This window comes from Streptomyces sp. NPDC020597 (genome assembly GCF_044335095.1).
Lineage (GTDB): Bacteria > Actinomycetota > Actinomycetes > Streptomycetales > Streptomycetaceae > Streptomyces.
In genome coordinates, this window is sequence record NZ_JBIRUL010000021.1 from 112,182 (window position 1) to 136,337 (window position 24,156).

Below are 24,156 nucleotides of genomic sequence, written 5' to 3' on the forward strand. Positions count from 1 at the left end.
GTGGACGGCCGCAGCACAGGAGGCACCATGAGCTCTGGACGTGTATCCCGGCATGCCCGCGTACGGACGACCGCCGCGGCGGTGGCCGTCTGCGCCCTGTCCGCCGCTCTACTCGCTCCCCAGCCCGCCGCGGCCGACGCCCCGCCCTACTCGGAGACCTACCGTCCCCAGTTCCACTTCACTCCGGAGAAGAACTGGATGAACGACCCCAACGGTCTTGTGTACTACAAGGGCGAGTACCACCTCTTCTACCAGTACAACCCGAGCGGCAACTCGTGGGGCGACATGTCCTGGGGCCACGCGGTGAGCACCGACCTCGTCCACTGGCAGCAGCTGCCGCTCGCGCTGCCGCACGACGACAAGGAGATGGTCTTCTCCGGCAGCGCCGTCGTCGACGAGAGCAACGCCACCGGTTTCGGCACCAGGAAGAACCCGCCCATGGTGGCGATCTACACCAGCCACCACACCACCACCGGCGTCCAGTCACAGGCCCTCGCCTACAGCACCGACCGCGGCCGCACCTGGACCAAGTACCAGGGCAATCCCGTCATCGACATCGGCTCGAAGGACTTCCGCGACCCCAAGGTCCAGTGGTACGCGCCGACCAGGAGCTGGCTGATGACGGTGTCGCTGTCCGCCGAACACAAGGTGCGGTTCTACTCCTCCAAGAACCTCAAGGACTGGACGCAGCTCAGCGAGTTCGGCCCGGCCGGCGCGACGGGCGGTGTGTGGGAGTGCCCCGACCTGTTCCCCCTGGCCGTCGACGGGGACCCCGACAACGTCAAGTGGGTCCTGGTCGTCAACATCAACCCCGGTGGAATCGCGGGCGGTTCGGCCGCGCAGTACTTCATCGGCGACTTCGACGGCACGAAGTTCACCGCAGAGGACGACGGCGTCCACACCCCGCCCGACGGAGCGGTCGTACAGGACTTCGAGGGCGCCGGCTTCGGTTCGTGGACGGCCACGGGCACCGCGTTCGGCCCGGGGCCGGCCGCAGGGACGCTGGACGGCCAGCAGACCGTCGCCGGGTTCGACGGCAAGGGCCTCGCCAACAGCTTCCACTCCGGTGACGCCACCACCGGCACCCTCACCTCGCCCTCCTTCACCGTGAACAGCCCCTACCTGAACTTCAAGATCGGCGGCGGCCGGCACCCGCACCGGCCGGGGAAGCTCCTCGCCGACTTCGACGGCGGCGCCTACGGCGACTGGACGACGACCGGTGACGCCTTCGGCCCGGCGCCGGCGACCGGCGCCCTCCCCGGCCAGCAGCAGGTATCCGGCTTCCAGGGCAGCGGCCTGGTCAACACCTTCCGCGGCGGCGATGCCACCACCGGCACCCTCACCTCGCCCGAGTTCACCATCGACAAGCGTTACGTCAACTTCCTCATCGGCGGCGGCCACCACCCCGCCGACTCCGCCGACCCGACCGCTCTCGAACTCCTCGTCGACGGCCAGGTCGTGCGCAGCGCCACCGGAAAGGACGCCGAGACACTCGAGACGTCCTCCTGGGACGTCCGTGACCTCGCCGGCAAGAAGGCGCGGATCCAGCTCGTCGACATGAACACCGGCGGCTGGGGCCACATCAACGCCGACCAGATCGTGCTGTCCGACACCCAGGCCCAGCCCGGCGCCCAGGAGACCGCCGTCAATCTCGTCGTCGACGGCCAGGTCGTCCGCAGCGCCACCGGCTCCGACGGCGAGACCCTGGACTGGGCCTCCTTCGACACGCGCCCGTACGTCGGCAAGAAGGCGCAGGTCCAGCTCGTCGACATGAACACCGGCGGCTGGGGTCACATCCTCGCCGACCAGTTCACCGCAGCCGACTCCCCCGCCCTCTCCGTCCTGCAGCGTGCCGGCTGGGCCGACTACGGCAAGGACTACTACGCGGCCGTCTCCTGGGAGAACGCCCCGGGCGGCAAGCGGTACATGATCGGCTGGATGAACAACTGGGACTACGCCGGCGCCGTCCCCACCTCGCCCTGGCGTGGAACGCAGAGCATCCCCCGGCAGATGGCCCTGCGCACCGTCGACGGCCGCGTCCGGCTCACCAGCGAGCCGGTGAGCAGCGTGAAGTCCCTGCGCCGGCCCTCCCCGGCGACCGCGACCGCCGGCCTCGTGACGAACACGTCGAAGCCGCTGGCCGGACCCGCCGCAGAGGGCAAGACGCTCGACATCGAGGCCACCTTCACCCTCAGGAACGCCGAACGCTTCGGGCTCAAGGTACGCACCGGCGCCGCGGGCGAGGAGACCGTCATCGGCTACGACACCACGACACAGGAGCTGTACGTCGACCGGACCCGGTCCGGCGCCGTGGACTTCAACGCCACCTTCCCCGGCGTCCAGACCGCACCCCTCCAAGCAGCCAACGGCAAGATCAAGCTGCGGATCCTGGTCGACTGGTCCTCCGTCGAGGTGTTCGGCGGCAGCGGAGAAGCCGCGATCACCGACCAGATCTTCCCCGACCCCGCCAGCCAGGGAGTCCAGGTCTTCGCCGAGAACGGCTCGGTGAAGCTGGACAAGGCCACCGTCTGGCACCTCGACCCCACCCACGACTGACGCAACGACCACCCGACGCAACGGACATGCGGCCAGGACACGACATCGTGCAGAGGACCCTGGTCACAAGCCGAGAGGCGAAGTCGCCTACTCACCGGAGCGGGCCACGAGCAGCGGCTGGAAGAAGCCCGTCTCCCGCGGCATCCGCCACCGCGGGTCGACGAACCCGGCCTCGGCGGCGAGGCCGGCCAGTCGTACCCGGCCCAGTGCCCAGTAGGTCGTACGGCGGACCTGGACGCGCCATTCTCCGTCTGCCGGAAGGAGTTGGAAGTGCTCCAGGTCGTAGTGCTCGCCGTCGTCGTGCCAATGCCAGAGCTGAAAGGTGATGGTGCGTTCTTCGCCGTCGGCGCGGTCGGTGTCCCCGTGGACCTGTGGAGGCGCGGAAGCGGGGCGGTCGCGCAGCAGGTCGTCGTAGTCGCGTGTGCTGACCAGCAGCAGGCCGTCGGGCCGCAGCACGCGGCGCATCTCGGCCAGGGCGGCGTGCACGTCCTGCTCGGTCAGCAGGTGGGGCAGCGAGTTGTCGGCACAGACGACCGTGTCGAACCGGCCGTCGGGAAACGGGAGGCGTCGCATGTCGGCGGCGGCCGTGCGCAGGCTCAGGTTCCGGCGGGCGGCCTCACGGGCTGCGCGGGCGGCGGCGCGGCGACTGAGGTCGGTTCCCGTGACCCGGTGCCCGCGCAGCGCCAGCCCGATGGCCTGCGTGCCGATGCCGCAGGAGCAGTCGAGGACCGTCGCGCGCTCTTGGCCGATCAGGGCGTCGAGCGCGTCACCCTGCCGACGGACGCTCGCGTCCCAGTCCGGATAGATCAGGTGGTAATCGTCGGCCAGTTCGTCGTAGAAATGCGCCACCGATGCTTCGAGCACGGCCCCAGACTACCGCGCCTGCCTTCTCCCGGAGCTTTCTGCCGCCTGCCTCGACTCGTGCGGGGGTTCAGGCGCCATCGGGCGTTCCCGGCCCCGGTGCCCTGTCTCCCGCGCTCTCTTCCTTCAGGCGGCCGACTGCCCACGGCAGGAGTTCCCTCGCCAGAGCAAGGCTGAACGGCCTGACGTACGAGCGGAGTTCGGCGCAGGCCGTGGGACCGAGCGTGAGGTACGGGAGGGCGGCCAGCCGGTCGGTGGTGTGCTCGATCTCCGCCCGGCGCCGCGCACCGTCCTCGGTCAGCGCCAGGTCCGGTCCGTCGTCGAGCCATCCACGCTCACGCAGGCTCGTCACGGCCTCGTCCCACTGCTGTGGCGTCCATGCCCGAGAGTCGCGCAGGACCCCCGCATCGACGTCGCCTGCGGCGCCATGCGTGACGAGTGCTTCGACCCCGCTCAGTCCGGCGGTCAGCAGTGCCCCCACATGGCCGTCGCCCCGGAACTCCCTCAGCAACGTCTGCGCATGCCAGAGCACGAGGTGGGGCTCGCTCGGCCACGACAATGCGGCGTGCGCGGCGAAGAGAGGGCGCCCCTGCGGGTGATGCACCGTCACTTCAGCTGCGCTACGGGCCAGTTCCGCGGCCCGGACCATCGCCGGCGAGGAGACCTCCGCGCCGAGGATGCGGCGGAGCGTGGCATCGATCCCCGCGAGCCGGGCAGCGGTGAACTGCTGCGGCGTGGCGACCTCCCATGCCGCGGGTATGGCCCGGCGCACCAGTTGTGGATTGAAGTTGTAGAACGTGGCGATGACCACCTCCGCCGAAGCTGCGCCGAGCGCGGCAGAACGGGACGCGACGTACCCCGTCCTGGCGTCGACGCCCAACTCGCCGTACCGGCTTGCCGCTTCGGGTGAGAAGTAGACCGCCCCGTGGTAGGGCTCGAGGGTTCTCCAGGTCTCGCGTGCGTAGGCGAGGCTGTCGCGGGTCAGGTTCTGCGTCTGTGCCTGCGTCTGCACCTGTGCCTGTGCCTGTGCCTGTGTCATGAGCGGTTCTCCGTCCTGTCGTGGATGAAACGTCGGTGTTCATCGGGCACATGAAGGCGTGTGGGACACCCCGTGTGACGTACCGCCTGGTCGGTACGCTATCGGACTGCGGCTCCGGCGACTACTGTCCCGCTGCCGGTTCTCCGCGCCGGCGCACGAGGACCGGGACGACGTGGACCCGCCCTAGAAAACGGAGTTGGCGAACCAGTGAGTCAGCAGGTCGCCGTCTCCGTCATGAGCGAAGCCGTCGGCGTCGTGGTGCAGTCGGCCGTAGACGAGCAGCAACAGGTCGGCGGCGGTTCCATGAACGGTGGCGTCGGCGGGTTCGGCGGCACCGAAGTTCGCGTCGAGCCCGAAGCCGTCGGGCCGCAGGCGGACAAGCCAGTTTTCCGCACCGTCGGTCGCGTGGAACCGGATGGTCCTGTCGGGACCGCGCAGGTTGGCGACCTTCGGCGCGAAGGGGGCGGCGAAGGGCAGGTTGACGAGGAACTCGTCGACCCCGTCCACCGCCGACGGGCGGTCGACCGTGGGCCGGCGGCCCAGGGCCAGTTCGGCGTCGACCCGGTGCACCAGGGTCTCGAAGAGCATCCGGCGAGCCCAGAAGCGGGCATGCTGATCCGCACCCCACGCCCACATGGGCAGGTCCGGGTCGGTGGCCGCGAAGGCCTGCGCGGCCACGGCCGCACTGTCGGTCAGCCAGTCCGGGTACTCTTCCGGCCGCTCCGGGAGCCGCAGGTCCACCTCCCGCGAGCGCGGGGGCTTCTGGATGCGCGCGTGCAGAAGACCCGAGAACCAGCGCTGGACGCCACCGGTGTGCTTGACCAGGTCCGCCAGTGTCCAACCGGGACAACTCGGCACGGCGGTCGTCAGGTCGGCATCCCTGAGCGCTGCGACGAGCCGGGCGGTCTCCACCGCGACCGCGGCGCGGTGGTCGAGCGGAGCGGGCCCGTGGGCGGGGCGGTCCAGCGAGTTCATCGTGGGAGCCTTTCTCTGGGTGGCGGCATGAGGTGACGCCGGGTCGGCCGCCCGCAGGCGGCAGGCGGCAGAATCCGTCGCGCGGCAGGCGCTCGGCGGCCTGTGCCTGCCGCCTCCGGCTTCACGACCCTCCAGATGTTCGCACCCGCACTCGCACTCCACCCACGCGGGGATCCCTCACCGCGTGTCCGACCCACTTCGCTCGCGCCGTCTGCTGCACGGGCACGAGCGGCATCGCGGTGAACCGACACGCGGCTCGTCGACGGTCGGCGGCGGCACGCGTGTTCCCGTCCGCGGAGGTCACGCGGTGCTGAGGGGATGGGCCGCCGTGGCCGAGCGTGGGGGCCAGGCGTGGGGGGCGAGTATGCCGAGGACGTAGGCGCGGGCCACGAGGGCCGGACGGGTCGCGGCGCCCAGCAGGTGCCGCAGGCGGCTGAGATGGTAGTCGAGGGTCTGCCGCGACAGATTCAGCGAGGCGGCTATGTCGCTGTTGCTGCTGCCCTGCGCCAGCAGCGACAGGATGCGGACCTGCGCGGCGGTCAGCGGCGGATGCGCCTCGTGGGCGAGGCTCTGATGGGTGATCACGGCCCACACGTGCCGTGCCCGGCTGGCGGAATGGCCGATAGTCGTCAGGTGAAGCTCGGCCCGCCGCTGCAGTCCATGGGCGTCGACGAGCACGGCGGTGGTCTCGACTCGGCGGGTACGGCGGGCTATCAGCGCGTTCCAGCGGCGGTGCAGCCGTGCGAGATCGGGTTCCGGTTCGGGGGCCAGAAGCGTGTGGGCCCGGCGGCCCACGAGGTCGGCCAGGCCGAGATGGAAGAGTTCTGCGGCCGCCACGCTCGCCTCGATCACCCGCCCGTCGGCGGACAACAGGGCGCAGGGCAGCCCGCTGTGGTCACGCAGGGCGCTGAGGTTCTCCTCGGCCTCCTGTCGCCGCTCCGTGGCCCGCAGATGATCGGTGATGTCCACGTAGATGCCGGCGACGCAGGTGCGGGACGGGTCCCGCACCGGGAAGCGATGGCCGACCGCGCGGCCCGTGGTGCCGTCTTGGCGCAGGTAGCGCAGGGTGTGCCGGACGGGTGTGCCCCGGGTGAGTATCTGCTGGTCCAGGGCCCGGAACCGGTCGGCTTCGGCCGGGGCGTCGAAGTCCTCGATGTATCTGCCGACCAGTTGCTGCGGCACGGTGCCGTAAAGGTGCGCGTAGGCGTGGTTGGCCCACAGGTACCGCCCGTCGCGGTCCCGGATGAAGGCGGCGGCCGGAGCGAGGTCGACGAGGTCCGCGAAGGCGGCGTAGCCGCGGGGCCCTGCGAGTTCCGCTGCCCGCTGCCGGCGGTCCGCGGTGCGCTGTGGGCCGCCCGGCTCGGCGCGGCGGCCGGCCTCGTGCGGCTCACCCGCCCGCAAGGGGCCGTCGGCCATCGTCTCCCCCGCCTGCCACGGCTCGTCGACTTCCCTCCAGAACACGGGGAGGGTGTCGAGCAGTGCTTTGAGGCTCGGGTCGTCCACAACGGTCTCCGTCCGTATATGACTGACTGACGCACAGTCACCTGACGTTGGACATCCCGCCCGGTACGGCACAAGCGCCAGTCCCGGCCGAGTTGCCGGAAGTCGACGGCGGACGCGCCGCCCACCGCCCGCTCGCGCTCCGGGCACGAGAGTCCGCGGATCGCCCCCGCGACTCAGGCATTTGCCTGAGTCGCGGGGGTCGGCCGGGGCGATATGGACGGTTACAGCCTGGTCCCCTGGAGTGTGGGGGCGGACGCGCCGGATGCCGTTCCCCGCTGTCGATCCCCGGGCCCGTCCGCGCACCGCCGGTGCGGAGGGCGGCCCCTCCCGACCAGGTGAATGGAGACGAATCCTGTGAGCACGGTGCTGTTGGTGCATGCCAAGGGTGGTCCGCCGCTCGGCCATGTCCTGTCCCGGACGGCTGCGAGGGCGGACGTGCACCTGCTGGCGCTCAGCGCTCTTCCCCCCGCCGTGGCGGGTTCCGCCGCCCGACTGTGCGCCTCGGTCACGACGCCGGACGAGGCCGAGCGCCGCGATCTGGTCGCCCTGATCGTCTCGCGGGCCCAGGAGGTGGGCGCGGACGCCGTGCTCACCTTCTCCGAGTACGCGGTCGTGGCCGTCGCCGAGACCTGCGAGAAGCTCGGCCTGTCGGGCGCGGGCGCCGCCGCGGCACTCGCGCGCGACAAACGGCTGATGCGCAGTACCTGGCAGCGCAGCGGCCTGCCGCAGCCCGCGTTCCGCCCCGTCGCCACACAGGCGGATCTGCAGGCGGCGGTGAACGCCCTGTCCTGTCCCCTGCTGCTCAAGGCGGCCTGGAGCGCGGGATCCACCGCCCACCAGATCATCGCCTCCCCCGCCGAGGCGTCCGCCGCCTGGGCCCGCTCGCGCCAGGTCATGGCCGAGTCCGCCCAGTTGGGGTACGCGGAGCTGCATGTCGCGGAAGCGGACGCCGACTTCGTGGTCGAGGAGATCGTCAGCGGCAGGGCGGCGGACTGGTTCGCCGAGCCCGGCTGGGGCGACTACCTCAGCGTCGAGGGCGTCGTGGCGGACGGCGTGTTCCATCCCGTCTGTCTCAGCGGCCGCATGCCCACCGTCGAGCCCTTCACCGAGCGCGCCGGCATCACCCCCGCCCTGCTCTCGCCGGACGCGCAGGACCGCGTCGTGGACCTGGCGCGCCGCGCCGTCGACGCGCTGGGCCTGCGTGACTGCGGGACGCACACGGAGATCAAGCTCGGCCCCGACGGCAGCATGTGGCTCATCGAGACCGCCGCCCGGTTCGGCGGTGCGATGACGGTGCCGCAGATCGAGGAGGTCTTCGGACTCGACCTGGTGGGCATGCTCGTCGACCACCTGCTGGGACGCCCTGTCGCCTGGCCGGAGCAGGCCCTGGCACCGGCGCAGGCCCGGGGTGCGGCGGGCTCTCTCGTCGTCCTCGCGGTCGACGGCCGCGGCGAGGCCTGGCAGGACCGCAGGGTCTGGGACTTCCCCGTGGTCGCTTCGGACGTCCCGCTGAGCCCGGACAGCGAGCTGTCGGTGGTGGCGGAGAGCTCCCTGCCCGACGGCAGTGTCGTGCCGGTGTACGACCCCGCCGCGGGCGCCAACACGATGGCGGCCCTGTGCCTGCTCTCCTCCGCCGACCCGCGGACGGTGCTGCGGGACTTCGAGACCCTGGTGGACGCCCTGCCCCGGGTGCTGCCCGCCGCGCGGTCCGAGGAGGCCGGGGCATGAGCACTCTCCTGTCCACCGGCGCCGCCGAGCCCGTCACGGACCGTACGGTCGTCGGCGAGAACCTCTCCCTGCCGCTCTTCCGGACGCTGTCGGGAGTGCTGGCCGGTCATCCCTACCTCAAGGTCGTCGTCGACCGCGCGGAGCACACCTGGCATCTGCTCGACACCGGCGCACACCCCTTCCACGTCAACTACGTCGCCACCCGGGTGCTGGGGATGGACCTCGCCGCGCTCGATGCGGAGCTGGACGCGTTCAACGCCTCCGTCTACACCGATCCCGAGCGCCGGTTCCTGCTCGGCGTGCTGTCCCTGCACACCGAGCAGGAGCGGGGCCGGGAGCGGTCGTTCCTCGTCCTTGAGACGACCGAGGCGGACACCATGCACGGTGAACTGCTGGCATTCTTCTACGAGTTCGTGCGGGCCCGGGTCGACAGCAGGCTGCCGCTGCTGCTCAAGCCCGCCAACCACCGGCAGGAGGAAGAGCTGTCGGCGATCAGCGAACAGCGGGTGCCCCGCGTCCTGAGCCACGAGCTGTTCGGCTCCCGGGACCGCACGCCGTTGAACCCCGGCGAGGCCACCGGCCGGCTGCGGTTCTTCCGGACCGCCGAGGAGTACACGGCGGCGGAGACCGGTCTCGGCTGGGCGGACATCGTGGCCATGCCCTGCCTGCCGGACGACGTGCCGCGGGTCGCCGGCTTCATCAACACCGCGCCGATCACGCCGCTTTCGCACACCAACGTCCTCGCCTCCGGATGGGGCATCCCCAACGCGATCGTCCGCGACCTGGAGCGACTCGTCGACGAGGGCGGCCTCGACGGCGCGTGGGTGAGCTACCGGGTCGACGAGGACGACATATCCCTGGAGCGCCTCGACCACGAACCCGACCTGCGGGCGCCGACCTGGCACCAGCAGCGCATACGCCTCGAACCGCCCCTGCTCGAAGACGCCCCCGTGCTGTCCCTGCACCGGCTGCGCAGCGCCGACCGCGACCGCTACGGCACGAAGGCGGCCAACCTCGGCGAGCTGCACCACGTTCTCGACAGCCGCACGGTGGATCTGACCTCCTTCTACGGACGGCCCCGCCCGCCGCGCGAGGACCTCTACGGCCATCTCGCCGCCCGTCTCGGCCTCACCGCTTTCACTCCGGATCAACTCCGCGCGAAAGCAGCCGAGTTCGTCGCCGGAGCGGTCGGCGCCCCGGAGGGCGTCGCCCTCCCCTTCGCGCTCCAGCAACGCTTCCTCGCCTCCTCCCCCGCGCTCCAGCAGGGCATCGGCAAGCTGAAGATGGCGCTCGAGCTCGACGCCACGGACGTCCTGGACTCGCTGTGCCTGCACCTGCAGCACCTGATCCGGCACACCCCCGTCCCCGAGTCCGTCAGCCGCCGGATCGACCAGGCCTTCCCCGCCGCGGCGGCCTCGCGCAGCCGGCTGGTGGTGCGCTCCTCCTCCAACGCCGAAGACCTCCCCGGGTTCTCCGCAGCGGGCGTGTACGACTCCGTCACCACCGTCCACGGCACGGGTGAACTCCTCGACGCACTGCGCCAGGTGTGGGCCTCCCTGGTGTCGCCGCGCAGCGTGCGGCTGCGCCACCAGGTCGGCATCCCCCTCGACGACACCTACATGGGTGTGATCATCCAGGAGTACGTGCCCGCCTCCCTGGGGGGCGTCCTCGTGACCTGCAACCCGACCCGCCGGGAGGACTTCCGCAACGTCTACCTCAACTGTTCCCCGGGCTCCCCCGAGCAGGTGGTCGACGGGACGGTGCTGCCGCAGCAGTACCTGTACAACACCGTGGAGGGCGGCGGCCGTACCGTCGCGCTGGGTTCGTGCGACCGGGGGCTGTCCGCCGCCGTCCGCGACCGGCTCGCAGACCTGTCCCTGACCGGGCGGCTTCTGCAGTCCCACTTCAGCGGCACCGACGTGGACAGGCCCCTCGACATCGAGTGGCTGATGACCGAGCAGGGCGAGTTCCGGCTGGTCCAGATCCGCCCCTACGCGCTGTGAGGGCGCGTTCCGACGGGCCGCGCCGCCCCGGCGCCGCAGCGGCCACGGGCCCGACCGACACCGCCCGCCGCATCATCCGGCTCAACTACGGCTTCCAGCTGCTGTTCAATCTGCTGTGGTGGATGCCGGTGTTCTACGCCTACCAGAGGGCGGCGGGCCTCTCGGACGCACAGATCTTCGGCATCCAGAGCATCTACTACGTGGCCTTCTGCCTGCTGGAGATCCCGACGGGGCTGATCGCCGACCGGATCGGCACCCGCAACTGCCTGCGGGCCGGCGCGGTGGTCATGACCGCCGCGAACCTGGCCCCGGTGGTCAGCGCCTCCTACACCGGGTTCCTCCTTCACTTCCTGGCCATCGCCGCCGGCCGGTCGCTCACCTCGGGCGCGGCGAGCGCCTATTTGTACGACGGGCTGCGGGCGGAACGCTGCGACGAGCACTACCTGCGGGCGGAGGGCACCGCGCGGGCACTTGGGCTGGCGGCCAAGGTGGTGTGCTGGCCGCTGGTCGGGCCGCTGATGGCTCTCGCGCACCCGGCCCCGTACGTGCTCAGCGCCGCGAGCGCGGCGGGTTCCCTCGTCTGCGCCGCGCTGCTGCCCCGCCTCGCCGGGGAAGGAGCCGCAGGGGGAGCCGAAGCGGACACGGGCGGGGACGGCGGCGGGCGCCGCGGCGGCGCCTTCCTGCGGGACGCGGGGACCGCACTGCGCTGCGTCGCCTCATCGCCGTGGCTGGCCCTGGTGATGGTGCAGGGCGTGGCGGTCTTCACGCTGTCGCGCATCTGCCAGGTCAACCTGTTCCAGCCGATCCTGCTGGACCACGGGATCGGCGAGGCCTCGCACGGTGGGGTGCTGGCCGCGATGACCGTGGCGGAGGCCGTGGCGTCCGCCCGGCCCCAATGGCTCAGCCGCAGACTGCCGCCGGTCGCCTGGGTGTCCGTCCTCAGTCTCGCACTGGCGGCCACCCTGGCGGCCATGACCCTCGGCGGGCCGTGGACCGTCGTCGTGCTGCTCTGCCTGTTCGCCGCCGCCACCGGGTTCGCGTTCCCGGTCCAGCGCAAACTGGTCAACGACGCGGTCCCCGCGCACGCTCCGCGGGCCACCCTGCTGTCGGTCGAGAGCATCGTGGACCGCGCGGTGTGCGCCCTGGCCGCGGTCGCCGCGGGCGCGTACCTGTCCGCCGGGCATCTGGACGCCCTGCTGTGGCACAGCGCGCTGGCCACGGCGGTGCTGCTCGGGGTCTTCCAACTGCTGCTGCGCAGCGGGGTGGTGGCCCGTGCGGGCCGGGACGGAAAGCAGGCGGCGCCGCCGCGGACGGGCGGTCGCGCGGGAGCCGGTGGCCCCACGTCGCCGGCCGGGGGCGACGATGCTCCCGACCGGGCGGACACGGGGGCCGTCGGCTGTAGGAAGGCTCTCGAACCGGACCAGGCCCCGCGGCGACCACGAACGAGGTGACGCCCTGACCGCCAACGGCGATCAAGCGAGGTGACGGCCGAGGAGTTCGATCAGTCCCGCCGGCAGGAACGCGGGCCGGTGCGGCTGACCGACCTGGTACGACACGAAGCCCAGCGAGGCGGCCACGGTGACCTCCTGGGCCGTCTCCGCCTGGTAGACGACCCGGCAGCCGGCCGAGTCCTCCTTGGCGCGCTGCCACAGGACCGGTGACGGCTTGCGTTCGGCTTCGGTGCGCGGCGTACGGATCCGGTCGCCGAAGTCCGCCCAGGCGAAGGCCGCCGGGCCCCGCCACGTGGCGTCGACCTCCGTCCGGAGCCGGGCGGCGCGCTCGGCGTCGGTCGTGCCCCAGGAGGGCGGCACATTGGTGATCAGGCCGACCTCGATGCGGCGTTCCCGCAGGATCCGGAGATACGAGGCCGCCCCGGGCAGGTAGGTGGTGCTGCCGTCGGCGGCGGTGTGCACCAGGGTCTCGCCCAGGTCGAAGTACACGACGGGACACGCCCGTTCGCCGTGCGCGGCCACAGCGGTGGCCGCGCCCTGCCCCCTCTCGGCGTCCGCGGGGACAGCCGCGGTCGCCGGCATGCAGAGCACCGTCGACACCAGGGCCGCGCCCAGCGCGAGGCCCCACCGGGTCGGACTGCTGTAGGCGGATCCGTTCATGTGCACCATCACCCCTCTAATGTCATAGGCATGACACGCTAACGCTCCCGTGGCCGGAACTCCCCTGATCGTTCGCCCGGATGCGAGGCGGGTGCGTCGAATCTAGTTTGGATAGGTGGGAGACCCCGTCAGAGCTCTGGTGATGCGGCGAGCCCGGCGGGCGCTTCGGTCCTGGTGAAACCGCACCGGCCGGTGACACGCCCGACCCGAGGCAGCCTCGACCGAGGAGGGTGTCGCGTATGACGGAGAGATTGTCGCGGGCCTGGACGGCGGACGAGGCTGCCGAACGCCGGCGGTCACGCGGTCCGGACCGGACGGGCGAGGCGGTCCCGATGGACCGGACCGCGGAGGTCTCCAGCGGTGAGGACCACCGGCCCGGGGTGGAGAGCGGCTACGTCGGCGACGACGTCCGCGGTGACGACCCCACGCCGCAGGAGGGATGACCGTGGGACTCTACTTCCAGAACAGCACGTCGACGACCGTCTGGTTCGCCTACGCCTATGCGGACGGCGACTGCGCGTCGAAGGGCGACCCGTGGTCGAAGACCGGATGGTTCATGGTCACTCCCCACACGGATCTGAAGGTGCGTTCGGGCCCGGTGAACGGGGCGAAGTACTTCTTCTTCGCGGAGAATCAGGACAGAACTCTGAGCTGGGGCGGCGATTTCACCACCCAGCTTCCGGACCAGGCGTTCGACTGGTGCTGGACCACGGGCAGCAGCGACTCCCGGCTGCTCGGCATGAGGAAGGTGATCGTGCCGGCGACCTCGATCAATCACACGATCAACGTCGTCGGGCCCTGACGGGCCGGCCGCGGTGGCCCTTCGAGACCACCGCCGCGGACCGAAGCCGTCACGCGGAGACGGGGAAGTCCTTGCGCTTGATCTTGGCCCGGCGGCCGTCCGGGTGGTGGAAGACGATGCCCTCGGCCAGGGTGCCGGGGGCGAAGCAGCTCTCCAGTTCGGCGAGGAAGACGCGCAGGCCGGCGTAGTCGCGAGGCACACTCCGGTAGACCGGCGCCTCCAGGTTGAACGGCACGCACCGGTGGTCGCCCAACCGCAGGGGGTTGCCCTGGATGCGGGGGCCGAGCGCCTCGCAGGAGTGCTCGCCGTCCGGCCATGACGTGACGTCGGTGTTGCGGGCGGCGGCGAGGACCCACTTGTCCTCAGCGGCCTGCTCGTCGGTGTCGACGTACCAACCGTCCTTGATCCCCTGCGCCTTCTGCAGCTTGCTCGGGTTGCGCCGCTTCTCCACCCGCACCAGACGGCCGGCCCGGACGGTGAGGCGGACGTTCGTCCCGTCGAGCTTCTCCGTCGGGGTCCCCTCCCCCTCGAACACCCATGCACAGTCGGGCCGTGGCCGGTCGACGACGCGGAAGTCGCCGTCCCGCTCGAACAGCGTGGGGATCTTCTCCATGACCTGCATGCCCTTCCAGACGTGGCCCATCAGTTCCTCGTGCGTGATGACACCGGACGCCAGTCCGCCCGCCAGTGCGCGGACCAGGTCCGCGACGGAGACCTCAGCCTCGACGGCAACGCGCTTGAGCGCCTTCTTCTCCTCGGGCGAGAGCCAGGCGACCAGTCGGGACCAGCCTTCGGGGGGTGTCCATCGCGCGAGCTGCTCCGGATTCTTACGGGGCCGACCGCGTCCTCTGCGCTCTTCCATGGCCAGGACCCTAGGCCTGCATTTGATGATGTGTCAATTGGCATAACAGAAAATGAGGAGACGGGTCTTCGACGACCCGGACGGCGGTCGCTGCGCCGGACGCCCTAGTGGCGGGCCCCAACCCGTCCGCCGCCGGAGTGAAGTGTCCGACCGGCGTGAGGTCGCCCGCGCCCGCGTGGCAGGTATCGGTGCTGGGCGGCCGAGTCGGCGAAGGGCCGGACGCAGCCGGTCGCACGGCGGCCCCCGAAGCGTCTAGGAACGGAGAACGCATGGGACACGGCGGCAACGTCATCCAGGAACTGACCGCGGACCACAGGGAGGTGGACGAGCTCTTCGCCCAGATCGAAGCGCTGCCGGAGGGCGACCCGCGGCGACGCGAACTGGCGGACCGGCTCACCATGGAGCTGATCCGGCACTCGGTGGCGGAGGAGGAGCACCTGTACCCGACGGTGCGCCGGTACGTCGACGGAGGTGACGACCTCGCCGACAAGGAGCTCGCCGACCACGCCGAGGTCGAGAACATGCTCAAGGAGCTCGAAGAGTGCCGACCCGGGGACGGACGTTTCGACGCGCTCCTCCTGAGGCTGAAGAACTCCGTCACGGCTCACGTCCGCGACGAGGAGACCCGGCTCTTCCCGATGCTGGCCGACGTCTGCTCCGCCGACGCGCTGGAGGGGCTCGGCGAGAAGGTGCGCTCGGCCAAGCGGCACGCTCCCACGCGCCCGCACCCGTCGGCGCCGGACACCCCGCCCGCGAACAAGCTCCTCGCGCCCGGCGCCGGCATGGTCGACCGTCTGCGCGACATGCTCACCGGGCGCGGAAAGCAGGGGTGACCGACGTCGACCGGCACCGACCGAACCGACCGAACCGATAGAAACTCCACTCCCACGGCTGCCGAAGCCGCCGGGGCCGGCCGGCTGACGGAGTCGCTCGGCGTCTTGGTGCGCTGTCCCGCCGCCCCGAGGGACGGCGGGCGGCCGCCCGCCGACGTGAGCGGGCCGTGGACGGCGGCGCTCGTCGGGCGCTCCGGATCAACCTGGCAGGCGTCCGTCCGCGACCCGGCCGCCGGCGCGGTCGCCCTGCGCTCCGAAGTGACCGACTCCGCCGGGGACCGCTCGACCGAGGCCGTGTACCGGGCCCACTCCGCCGGCCGGGGCCGACGCCCGCAGATCGAGGCGGTGCTCGCCCGCGTACACGTTCATGGAACCGCCGCGCAGGAAGCCGACGAGGGTGAGGCCGGTCTCCGCGGCCAGGTCCACGGCGAGCGAGGAGGGCGCGGAGACGGCGGCGAGCACGGGGATGCCCGCCATGACGGCCTTCTGGGCCAGTTCGAAGGACGCCCGTCCGGAGACCAGCAGGACGGTGCGGGACAACGGGAGCGCACCGGACCGGAGCGCGCGGCCGACCACCTTGTCCACGGCGTTGTGCCTGCCGATGTCCTCCCGCAGGTCCAGCAGGTCGCCCTCGGGCGAGAACAGTCCGGCCGCGTGCAGTCCGCCGGTGCGGTCGAACACCTGTTGCGCGGCCCGCAGCCGGTCGGGCAGGACAGCCAGCAGACCGGGGGTCACCCGGACCGGGGGCGTGTCGGCGACGGGCCACCGTGCGGTGGTCCGCACGGCGTCGAGGCTCGCCTTCCCGCACAGGCCGCACGACGACGTGGTGTACACGTTGCGTTCCAGGGTGATGTCGGGAAGCGGCACGCCGGGGGCGAGGCGGACGTCGACGACGTTGTAGGTGTTCCGGCCGTCCTCGGCGGCGCCCGCGCAGTACACGATGTTCGCCACGTCCGCGGCCCGGCTCACGACGCCCTCGCTCACCAGGAACCCGGCGGCGAGGGCGAAGTCGTCGCCGGGGGTGCGCATGGTGACGGCCAGGGGTCTGCCGTCCAGGCGGATCTCCATCGGCTCCTCGGCGACCAGCGTGTCGGGGCGGGTGCTCGGCGCCCCGTCCCTGATCCGCAGCACGCGCCGTCGTTCGGTGACCCGGCCCATGGCCTCACTCCCCGTTCTGTCGTGGACGTCCCGGCCGGCGCTCTTCCGCGCTCAGCACTCGATGACGTTGACGGCGAGGCCGCCGCGGGCGGTCTCCTTGTACTTGACCTTCATGTCGGCGCCGGTCTCCTTCATGGTCTTGATGACCTTGTCGAGGGAGACGTGGTGGCGGCCGTCGCCGCGCAGGGCCATCCGGGCGGCGGTGACGGCTTTCACCGCGGCCATGCCGTTGCGTTCGATGCAGGGGATCTGGACGAGGCCGCCGACGGGGTCGCAGGTGAGGCCGAGGTTGTGTTCCATGCCGATCTCGGCGGCGTTCTCGACCTGTTCGGGGCTGCCGCCCATGACTTCGGCAAGACCCCCGGCGGCCATGGAGCAGGCGGAGCCGACCTCGCCCTGACAGCCGACCTCGGCGCCGGAGATGGAGGCGTTCTCCTTGAAGAGCAGACCGATGGCGCCGGCGGCCAGCAGAAAGCGGACGATGCCGTCGTCGTCGGCGCCCGGGACGAAATCGAGGTAGTAGCGCAGGACGGCGGGGACGATGCCGGCCGCGCCGTTCGTCGGTGCGGTGACTACCCTGCCGCCGGCGGCGTTCTCCTCGTTGACGGCCATCGCGTACAGCGTGATCCACTCCATGGCGCGGGCCTGCGGGTCGCCCTCGCTGCGCAGCGCGCGGGCGGCCGCCGCGGCCCGGCGACGGACCTTCAGACCGCCGGGGAGGATGCCCTCGCGGCCCAGCCCCCGGGAGACACAGGCATCCATGACGTGCCAGATGTCCAGCAGGCCCGCGCGGATCTCCGCCTCGGTGCGCCAGGCCCGCTCGTTCTCCAGCATCAGCGCGGAGATCGACAGGCCCGTCTCCCGGGCGAGCCGCAGCAGTTCGTCACCGGTGCTGAACGGGTGGGGCAGCACGGTGTCGTCGAGCTTGATGCGGTCCGCGCCGGCGGCCTCCTCGTCGACGACGAAGCCACCGCCGACCGAGTAGTACGTCTTCTCCAGCAGGGGCACGCCGTCGGCGCCGTACGCGAAGAGGATCATTCCGTTGGCGTGGTAGGGCAGTGACCTCCTGCGGTGCAGGACCAGATCGCCCGAGACGTCGAAGTCGATCTCGTGAGCGGGACCGATCTCCTCCCCGAGCAGACGCAGACGTCCGGTGGCTCGGATGCGCTCGACGTCCAGGTCGGCCCGGGCGACGTCGACCGTGTGCGGCTCGTTGCCCTCCAGGCCGAGCAGCACCGCCTTGGGGGTGCCATGACCGTGGCCGGTCGCGCCGAGGGAACCGAACAACTCCGCCCGTACGGCGGCGGTCTGGGCCAGCGCCCCGTCCTGCTTCAGCCGCCTGACGAACATCCCGGCGGCGCGCATCGGACCCACGGTGTGCGAGCTGGACGGACCGATGCCGATCGAGAACAGGTCGAAGACGCTGATTGCCACGCCACGCTCCGTGGAGTCGGAGGGGGCGTGCCGGTCGGTGCCGACACGCCCCCTGCGGGGGGGGTGTCGGTTATAGGCCCGGGTAGAGCGGGTGCTTGGCGGCGAGTGCCTTGACCCGCGCCTTGAGGGCTTCGGCGTCGTACGACGGCTTCAGCGCCTCGGCGATGACGTCGGCGACCTCCGTGAAGTCCTCGGCGGTGAAGCCGCGGGTGGCCAGGGCGGGGGTGCCGATGCGCAGGCCGGAGGTGACCATGGGCGGACGCGGGTCGTCGGGGACGGCGTTGCGGTTGACGGTGATGCCGACCTCGTGGAGGCGGTCCTCGGCCTGCTGCCCGTCCAGGTCGGAGGCGCGCAGGTCGACCAGGATCAGGTGCACGTCGGTGCCGCCGGACAGCACGTCGACGCCGGCCGCGCGGGCGTCGGGGGCCGTCAGCCGCTCGGCGAGGATCCGGGCGCCTTCGACCGTGCGGCGCTGGCGCTCCTTGAACTCCTCGCTCGCGGCGACCTTGAAGGAGACCGCCTTGGCCGCGATGACGTGCTCGAGCGGACCGCCCTGGAAGCCGGGGAACACCGACGAGTTGAGCTTCTTCGCGAACTCCTTGCTCCGGGCGAGGATGATGCCGCCGCGCGGGCCGCCGAGGGTCTTGTGGGTGGTGGAGGTGACCACGTCCGCGTACTCGACCGGGTTCGGGTGCAGCCCTGCCGCGACCAGCCCGGCGAAGTGGGCCATGTCCACCCACAGGAACGCGCCGGTCTCGTCGGCGATCCGGCGGAACGCGGCGAAGTCCAGCTGCCGCGGATACGCCGACCAGCCCGCGATGATCACCTTCGGGTGGTGGGCCTTGGCCAGCTGCTCGACCTCGTCCATGTCGACGAGGCCCGTGTCGTCCACGTGGTACGGCACGACGTTGAACTGCTTGCCGGAGAAGTTGAGCCGCATGCCGTGGGTGAGGTGGCCGCCGTGGGCGAGGTCCAGGCCGAGGATGGTGTCGCCGGGCTGGGCCAGGGCGAACAGGGCGGCCTGGTTGGCGGAGGCGCCGGAGTGCGGCTGGACGTTGGCGTACTCGGCGCCGAACAGTTCCTTGACCCGGTCGATGGCGATCTGCTCGGCGACGTCGACGTGCTCGCAGCCGCCGTAGTAGCGGCGGCCGGGGTAGCCCTCGGCGTACTTGTTGGTCAGGACCGAGCCCTGCGCCTCCATGACCGCGAGCGGCGCGAAGTTCTCCGAGGCGATCATCTCGAGCGTGGACTGCTGGCGGTGCAGCTCGGCGTCGACCGCGACGGCGACCTCGGGGTCGAGGTCGTGCAGGGACTGGTTGAACAGGGTCATCGGCGCTCTCCTGTGCGGGTTCCGGAGGGAGGAGGTGGGACGCTCACGAGCGGGGCGCTCAGGACACGGCGACCGCGGCGGCGGGGACGAGCGTGCGGCGGAGCCGGTTGAAGAGCTTCGGCTGGTCGAGGGACAGCACGGCCACGGGGTCGCCCTCGTGCCGGTAGACGGCCGTGAACGTGCGGCTGTCGAGGTCGCCCTCGACGATCTCGGGTTCCGCGCCCGGGACGACGTACCCGGCGAGCTGGATGCGCGTGCGGTACTGGTCGGACCAGAAGTAGGGGGCGGTGAGCGGGGCAGGGGCGGACGCGCCGGTGAGCAGGGTGCGGGCGGCGGTCCTCGCCTGCTCGATGGCGTTGCTCCAGTGCTCGATGCGGGCGTGGCGTCCGGTGAAGGGGTGGGGGCAGCGGGCCACGTCACCGACGGCGACGACGCCGGGGACGGTGGTCGCGCAGCCGCTGTCGCACACCACGCCGTCGTCCACCAGGACCCCGGAGCCGGCGAGCCAGTCGGTGTTGGGCCGGACGCCCACGCCGGCCACGACCACGTCGGCGGGCAGCACCCGGCCGTCCGCCAGCCGTACGCCGGTGACCCGGCCCTGGCCGAGCAGTTCGGCCACGCCGGTGCCGCACAGCAGGTGAACGCCGTGATCGGTGTGCAGGGAGGCACAGACCAGGCCCATCGTGCGGCCGAGTTGGCGCTCCAGCGGCACGTCGGCCGCCTCGACGAGGGTGACGCGCAGGCCGAGCCGGTGGGCGGTGGAGGCCACCTCGGCGCCGATGAAGCCGGCGCCGATGACGACGACCCTGGGCAGGCCGTCCAGCAACTCGGCCCGCAGGGCCAGGGCGTCGTCCAGGGTGCGCAGGGTGTGGACGCCTGCCCGCCCGTCGGATCCGGGGAGCGCGCGGGGGCTCGCGCCGGTCGCGACGACCACTCCCTGGGTGCGCACCTGCCGGCCCGAGGCCAGGGTGACCGTGCGGGAGACGGGGTCGAGACGGACCGCCCGTTCGCCCAGCAGCCAGTGCACGTCCAGTTCGCCGTACTCGTCGGCGTCGCCGAGGGCGAGCGCGTCGGCGTCGATGTCGCCCTTGAGGAAGTCCTTGGACAGCGGAGGGCGGTCGTAAGGGGTGTGGCGCTCCTCCCCCACGACGACGATCTCGCCGTCGTAGCCCTCCGCACGCAGCGCGCGGACCGTGCTCAGGCCCGCCAGCGACGCTCCGACGACGGTGATGCTCCTCATGCGGGCTCCTGACGAAGAGATGTCTCACATCGCACAACGACACGCGTTATGCGCAACATGGTTTCGATGGAATTCGGGAGTGTCAAGAGGACGGACCGTCGTTTGTCCCCTATGGCACTCCAAGTTGCGCTGAACGCAACTCCTCACCCGTGACCCGTCCACCTGCCGCAGGGACCTGAGCGGCAGATGGACGGGGGTTTGCGGGGGCTCCGTGAGGTCAGTGCCCGGGTCCTGCGTCGAGCTTGCCCTGCAGCCAGGTGTGGAACTCGCCGATGTGGTGCTCGCTGGGCACCAGCACACCGCCCTTGGCGTACATCCGCGAGCTCATCCCGGGCTGGGTGCGCTCGCAGGCGTCGAAGTCCTGCCGGTTCACGCGATGGAACAGCTCCACCGAACGCTCCACGTCCTTGCCGCTCTCCACGACGTGCGGCAGATACAGCCAGTCGCACTCGACGACCGTGCGGTCGGCCGCCATCGGGTACATCCGGTGGACGATCACGTGGTCCGGCACGAGGTTGATGAAGACCTGCGGCCGGACGGTGATCGCGTAGTAGCGGCGGTCCTGGTCCTCGGCGACCCCCGGGATGCGGTCCAGGCCCTCGGAGCCGTCGACGGTGAAGCCCTGCACGTCCGCGCCGAACTCGGCGCCGTGCCCGACGTAGTACTGCGCGGCGTAGCCGTCGGCGAACTCCGGCAGGACCTCGGTCAGTTCGGGGTGGATCGTGGCGCAGTGGTAGCACTCCATGAAGTTCTCGATGATGAGCTTCCAGTTCGCCTTCACGTCGTACCTGATGCGACGCCCCACCGACAGGTTGTCCACGTCGTAGCGCTCGATCGACTCCAGGTCGCCGAGCCGCTCGACGACCGCGCCCAGCACCTCCGCCTCGAAGGACGGCGGCTCGTCGGCGAGGCAGACCCACACATAGCCGAGCCACTCCCGCACATGGACGTTGACCAGGCCGTACTCGGTCCGGTCGATGTCCGGCATCGAGGTGAGGTTCGGCGCCGCGACCAGCTTGCCGTCCAGGCCGTACGTCCAGGCGTGATAGGGGCACTGGAAGGCCCGCTTGACCTCGCCGGACTCCTCGGTGCACAGCTTGGCCCCGCGGTGCCGGCAGATGTTGAGAAACGCCTTCACCGACCCGTCCCGGGAACGGGAGACGAGGACGCTCTCCCGTCCGACCTGGTAGGTGCGAAAGGCGCCGGGCCTGGCCAGCTCGGAGGCGCGGGTCACGCAGAACCACATGGCCTCGAAGACCCGCTCCTGCTCCCGGGCGAAGACTTCGGGGTCCGTGTAGTACTCGCCGGGCAGCGTGGGGATGAGGCTGGGCGGCAGATTCGTGAGGGTCATCGGGTCACCTTCGGAAAAATTCGGGAGGCGGTGTCGGGGCCGTCCGGCTCGAACGTCCCGGAGGCGACGGGGCGCTCGGCGCGGGCGGTCACAGGACCACCACCGAACGCAGGACGTCACCGTGGTGCATCTTGGCGAACGCGGCCTCGACGTCGTCCAGACCGATGGTCTCGGTGACGAACTCGCCGAGGTCGAAGCGGCCCTGGAGGTAGAGGTCGATCAGGGCGGGAAAGTCACGGGAGGGCAGGCAGTCGCCGTACCAGGAGGACTTCAGTGCGCCGCCGCGCCCGAAGACGTCCAGCAGGGGCAGGTCCAGGGTCAGCTCGGGGGTGGGGACGCCCACCAGGACGGCGGTGCCGGCCAGGTCGCGGGCGTAGAAGGCCTGCTTGAAGGTCTCGGGGCGGCCCACCGCGTCGACGACGACATCCGCGCCGAAGCCTCCGGTGAGTTCGCGGATCGCCTCGACGGCGTCGGTCCTGGAGGAGTCGACGGTGTCGGTGGCGCCGAACCGCTCGGCCCACTTCAGCTTCCGCTCGTCGACGTCGACGGCGATGATGCGGCCGGCGCCGGCGACCTTGGCGCCCGCGATCGCGGCCATGCCCACCCCGCCGCAGCCGATCACCGCGAGGGAGTCGCCGCGTCCCACGCCACCGGTGTTGACGGCGGCGCCGAACCCGGCCATCACACCGCAGCCGAGGAGGCCGGCGGCGGCGGGCGCGGCCATCGGGTCCACCTTGGTGCACTGCCCGGCGGCGACCAGGGTCTTCTCGGCGAAGGCGCCGATGCCGAGGGCCGGGGAGAGCGGCGTGCCGTCGGCCAGGGTCATCGGCTGTGCGGCGTTGTGCGTGGCGAAGCAGTACCAGGGTCTGCCTCGGCGACAGGCCCGGCACGTGCCGCAGACGGCGCGCCAGTTGAGGACGACGAAGTCGCCGGGGGCGACGTCGGTGACCCCCGCGCCGACCGACTCCACCACGCCCGCGGCCTCATGGCCGAGCAGGAAGGGGAACCCGTCGTCGATCCCGCCCTCCCGGTAGTGCAGGTCGGTGTGGCAGACGCCGCAGGCCTGCACCCGCACCAGCGCCTCACCGGGGCCGGGATCCGGCACCAGGACGGTCTCCACCGAGACCGGGGCGCCCTTCGTGCGGGCGACGACGGCGCGTACCTCGTGTGTCACGGTCGATCTCCTCGTCGAGGGACGGCCGAATCCACGCTTCGGCCGGATGTGCAGGGTGGCGGGAGGACGTCGATCGCCGCCCGGAGCTGCCGGCGAGGGAGGGAGGGGATGAGCCCCTGCATCGGCGCCGGGACGGAGACCGTGCCGAGCCACCGCCCACCCGTTCCATATAGCGCAACTATCTTCGTCATGAGCAACGATGAGCAAACTGTCCCGTCGAGGGCACCCACTGTCAAGAGGTCGACCGCACCGACTTGCCCGCCCCCTTCGGCTCCGCCCTCTTCCGCGGACGGGAGCGGGCGTGCGACCATGCGGGCGACCGGTTTCGGCCAGGGCCGCCGCGCACCTCGAACACCTCGGGATCTTCGGATGCGACTGCGTATAGTTGCACTATGAGCAACTACGCGGCAGAGAGCGCAACGGCGGGGCCCGCGGTGAACGGCGTGCAGTCCGTCGACCGCGCCGTCAGCGTGCTGGAGATCCTCGCCCGGCGCGGCGAGGCCGGTGTCAGCGAGGTCGCCGCCGAGATCGACGTCCACAAGTCCACCGCGTTCCGGCTCCTCGGGGCGCTGGAGGCACGCGGACTCGTCGAGCAGACCGCCGAGCGCGGCAAGTACCGGCTCGGCTTCGGCATCGTACGACTCGCCGGCGCCGTCACGGGCAGGCTCGACATCACCCAGCAGGGCCGGCAGGTCTGCGAGCGGCTCAGCGAGGAGATCGGCGAGACCGTCAACATCGCGGTGCTGCAGGAGCACTACGCGGTCAACCTCCACCAGGTGCGCGGGCCGGGCGCGGTCGGCACCCACAACTGGGTCGGCCAGCTCACGCCCGTGCACGCCACGTCCAGCGGCAAGATCCTGCTGGCCCATCTGTCGGAGCGGCGTCGCGCCGAGGTGCTGGAGGCGTCCGGGCTGCGCAAGCTGACGCCCCACACCCTGACCGCCCGCACGAAGCTGGAGAAGGACCTCGCCGAGGCCCGCGAACGCGGGTACGCGGTGACGATGGAGGAGCTGGAGATCGGACTGCACGCGATGGCGGCCCCGATCCGCTCCCGCGAGAGCGAGGTCATCGCCGCGCTCAGCGCCTCCGGCCCGTCCTACCGCTTCACCGAGGAACGCATGCGCGAACTCGCGCCCGTGCTGACCGAGGGCGCCGAGGAGATCAGCCGCAGGATGGGCTGGCTGGGCTGACCTCCC

At 71.4% G+C, this 24,156-nt stretch carries 20 protein-coding genes; 8 read left to right on the forward strand and 12 right to left on the reverse strand.

Annotated elements, in window-relative coordinates; translation table 11 throughout:
• Positions 1–27: 27 nt before the first annotated feature.
• Entirely contained in the window at positions 28–2,556 is a 2,529-nt protein-coding gene (locus tag ACH4ZA_RS29445) for a GH32 C-terminal domain-containing protein (RefSeq protein WP_398432411.1), read from the forward strand.
• Positions 2,557–2,643: 87 nt separating this feature from the next.
• Here ACH4ZA_RS29445 and ACH4ZA_RS29450 read toward each other — a convergent pair whose 3' ends face one another.
• From ACH4ZA_RS29450 to ACH4ZA_RS29465, 4 genes are all read right to left on the reverse strand, one after another.
• The gene (locus ACH4ZA_RS29450; RefSeq protein WP_398432412.1) at positions 2,644–3,420 is read right to left on the reverse strand and encodes a class I SAM-dependent methyltransferase; all 777 of its coding nucleotides are present in this window, start codon (positions 3,418–3,420) and stop codon (positions 2,644–2,646) included.
• Positions 3,421–3,487: 67 nt separating this feature from the next.
• Positions 3,488–4,456 (reverse strand): hypothetical protein, encoded by a 969-nt coding sequence (locus ACH4ZA_RS29455; protein ID WP_398432413.1) that lies wholly within the window; start codon positions 4,454–4,456, stop codon positions 3,488–3,490.
• A 183-nt stretch (positions 4,457–4,639) separates the two neighbouring features.
• Positions 4,640–5,431, reverse strand: a complete 792-nt coding sequence (locus ACH4ZA_RS29460) for a maleylpyruvate isomerase family mycothiol-dependent enzyme (protein WP_398432414.1) — start codon at positions 5,429–5,431, stop codon at positions 4,640–4,642.
• Positions 5,432–5,731: 300 nt separating this feature from the next.
• Positions 5,732–6,934: a PAS domain-containing protein gene (locus tag ACH4ZA_RS29465; RefSeq protein ID WP_398432415.1), complete on the reverse strand. Its 1,203-nt coding sequence runs from the start codon at positions 6,932–6,934 to the stop codon at positions 5,732–5,734.
• 354 nt (positions 6,935–7,288) lie between these two features.
• Between ACH4ZA_RS29465 and ACH4ZA_RS29470 the strand changes: the two genes are divergently transcribed.
• Genes ACH4ZA_RS29470 through ACH4ZA_RS29480 form a run of 3 tightly spaced genes read left to right on the forward strand, consistent with a single transcriptional unit; the run spans position 7,289 to position 12,116 of the window.
• The gene (locus ACH4ZA_RS29470; protein ID WP_398432416.1) at positions 7,289–8,662 is read left to right on the forward strand and encodes an acetyl-CoA carboxylase biotin carboxylase subunit family protein; all 1,374 of its coding nucleotides are present in this window, start codon (positions 7,289–7,291) and stop codon (positions 8,660–8,662) included.
• The gene (locus ACH4ZA_RS29475) at positions 8,659–10,665 is read left to right on the forward strand and encodes a PEP/pyruvate-binding domain-containing protein (protein ID WP_398432417.1); all 2,007 of its coding nucleotides are present in this window, start codon (positions 8,659–8,661) and stop codon (positions 10,663–10,665) included. The genes ACH4ZA_RS29470 and ACH4ZA_RS29475 overlap by 4 nt, the downstream gene beginning before the upstream one ends.
• Positions 10,662–12,116 carry an MFS transporter gene (locus tag ACH4ZA_RS29480; protein WP_398432418.1) on the forward strand — a complete coding sequence of 485 codons (1,455 nt, stop codon included), beginning with the start codon at positions 10,662–10,664 and terminating at the stop codon, positions 12,114–12,116. Before ACH4ZA_RS29475 ends, ACH4ZA_RS29480 begins: the two co-directional genes overlap by 4 nt.
• A gap of 21 nt (positions 12,117–12,137) precedes the next feature.
• On the opposite strand, the gene ACH4ZA_RS29485 is transcribed toward ACH4ZA_RS29480, so the two are convergent.
• Positions 12,138–12,776 carry a hypothetical protein gene (locus tag ACH4ZA_RS29485; protein WP_398432419.1) on the reverse strand — a complete coding sequence of 213 codons (639 nt, stop codon included), beginning with the start codon at positions 12,774–12,776 and terminating at the stop codon, positions 12,138–12,140.
• 239 nt (positions 12,777–13,015) lie between these two features.
• On the opposite strand from ACH4ZA_RS29485, the gene ACH4ZA_RS29490 reads away from it, so the two are divergent.
• Positions 13,016–13,219, forward strand: a complete 204-nt coding sequence (locus tag ACH4ZA_RS29490; protein WP_398432420.1) for a hypothetical protein — start codon at positions 13,016–13,018, stop codon at positions 13,217–13,219.
• Positions 13,216–13,578, forward strand: a complete 363-nt coding sequence (locus tag ACH4ZA_RS29495) for a DUF1036 domain-containing protein (protein ID WP_398432421.1) — start codon at positions 13,216–13,218, stop codon at positions 13,576–13,578. The genes ACH4ZA_RS29490 and ACH4ZA_RS29495 overlap by 4 nt, the downstream gene beginning before the upstream one ends.
• A 49-nt stretch (positions 13,579–13,627) precedes the next feature.
• Here ACH4ZA_RS29495 and ACH4ZA_RS29500 read toward each other — a convergent pair whose 3' ends face one another.
• On the reverse strand, positions 13,628–14,440 hold the full coding sequence (locus tag ACH4ZA_RS29500) for a hypothetical protein (protein ID WP_398432422.1): 813 nt from the start codon (positions 14,438–14,440) through the stop codon (positions 13,628–13,630).
• A gap of 269 nt (positions 14,441–14,709) precedes the next feature.
• Between ACH4ZA_RS29500 and ACH4ZA_RS29505 the strand changes: the two genes are divergently transcribed.
• On the forward strand, positions 14,710–15,273 hold the full coding sequence (locus ACH4ZA_RS29505; protein WP_398432423.1) for a hemerythrin domain-containing protein: 564 nt from the start codon (positions 14,710–14,712) through the stop codon (positions 15,271–15,273).
• Positions 15,274–15,471: 198 nt separating this feature from the next.
• On the opposite strand, the gene fdhD is transcribed toward ACH4ZA_RS29505, so the two are convergent.
• From fdhD to ACH4ZA_RS29535, 6 genes are all read right to left on the reverse strand, one after another.
• Positions 15,472–16,431, reverse strand: a complete 960-nt coding sequence (gene fdhD / locus ACH4ZA_RS29510; RefSeq protein ID WP_398432424.1) for a formate dehydrogenase accessory sulfurtransferase FdhD — start codon at positions 16,429–16,431, stop codon at positions 15,472–15,474.
• A gap of 51 nt (positions 16,432–16,482) precedes the next feature.
• Complete coding sequence (locus ACH4ZA_RS29515; protein ID WP_398432425.1) at positions 16,483–17,865, reverse strand: L-serine ammonia-lyase; 1,383 nt, start codon at positions 17,863–17,865, stop codon at positions 16,483–16,485.
• Positions 17,866–17,935: 70 nt separating this feature from the next.
• Positions 17,936–19,195 carry a serine hydroxymethyltransferase gene (gene glyA / locus ACH4ZA_RS29520; protein ID WP_398432427.1) on the reverse strand — a complete coding sequence of 420 codons (1,260 nt, stop codon included), beginning with the start codon at positions 19,193–19,195 and terminating at the stop codon, positions 17,936–17,938.
• 58 nt (positions 19,196–19,253) lie between these two features.
• On the reverse strand, positions 19,254–20,435 hold the full coding sequence (locus ACH4ZA_RS29525; RefSeq protein ID WP_398432428.1) for an NAD(P)/FAD-dependent oxidoreductase: 1,182 nt from the start codon (positions 20,433–20,435) through the stop codon (positions 19,254–19,256).
• A gap of 217 nt (positions 20,436–20,652) precedes the next feature.
• Positions 20,653–21,786 carry an aromatic ring-hydroxylating dioxygenase subunit alpha gene (locus ACH4ZA_RS29530; protein ID WP_398432429.1) on the reverse strand — a complete coding sequence of 378 codons (1,134 nt, stop codon included), beginning with the start codon at positions 21,784–21,786 and terminating at the stop codon, positions 20,653–20,655.
• 88 nt (positions 21,787–21,874) lie between these two features.
• Positions 21,875–22,960 (reverse strand): S-(hydroxymethyl)mycothiol dehydrogenase, encoded by a 1,086-nt coding sequence (locus tag ACH4ZA_RS29535; RefSeq protein ID WP_398432430.1) that lies wholly within the window; start codon positions 22,958–22,960, stop codon positions 21,875–21,877.
• A gap of 392 nt (positions 22,961–23,352) precedes the next feature.
• Between ACH4ZA_RS29535 and ACH4ZA_RS29540 the strand changes: the two genes are divergently transcribed.
• Entirely contained in the window at positions 23,353–24,150 is a 798-nt protein-coding gene (locus ACH4ZA_RS29540; RefSeq protein ID WP_398432431.1) for an IclR family transcriptional regulator, read from the forward strand.
• Positions 24,151–24,156 lie beyond the last annotated feature (6 nt).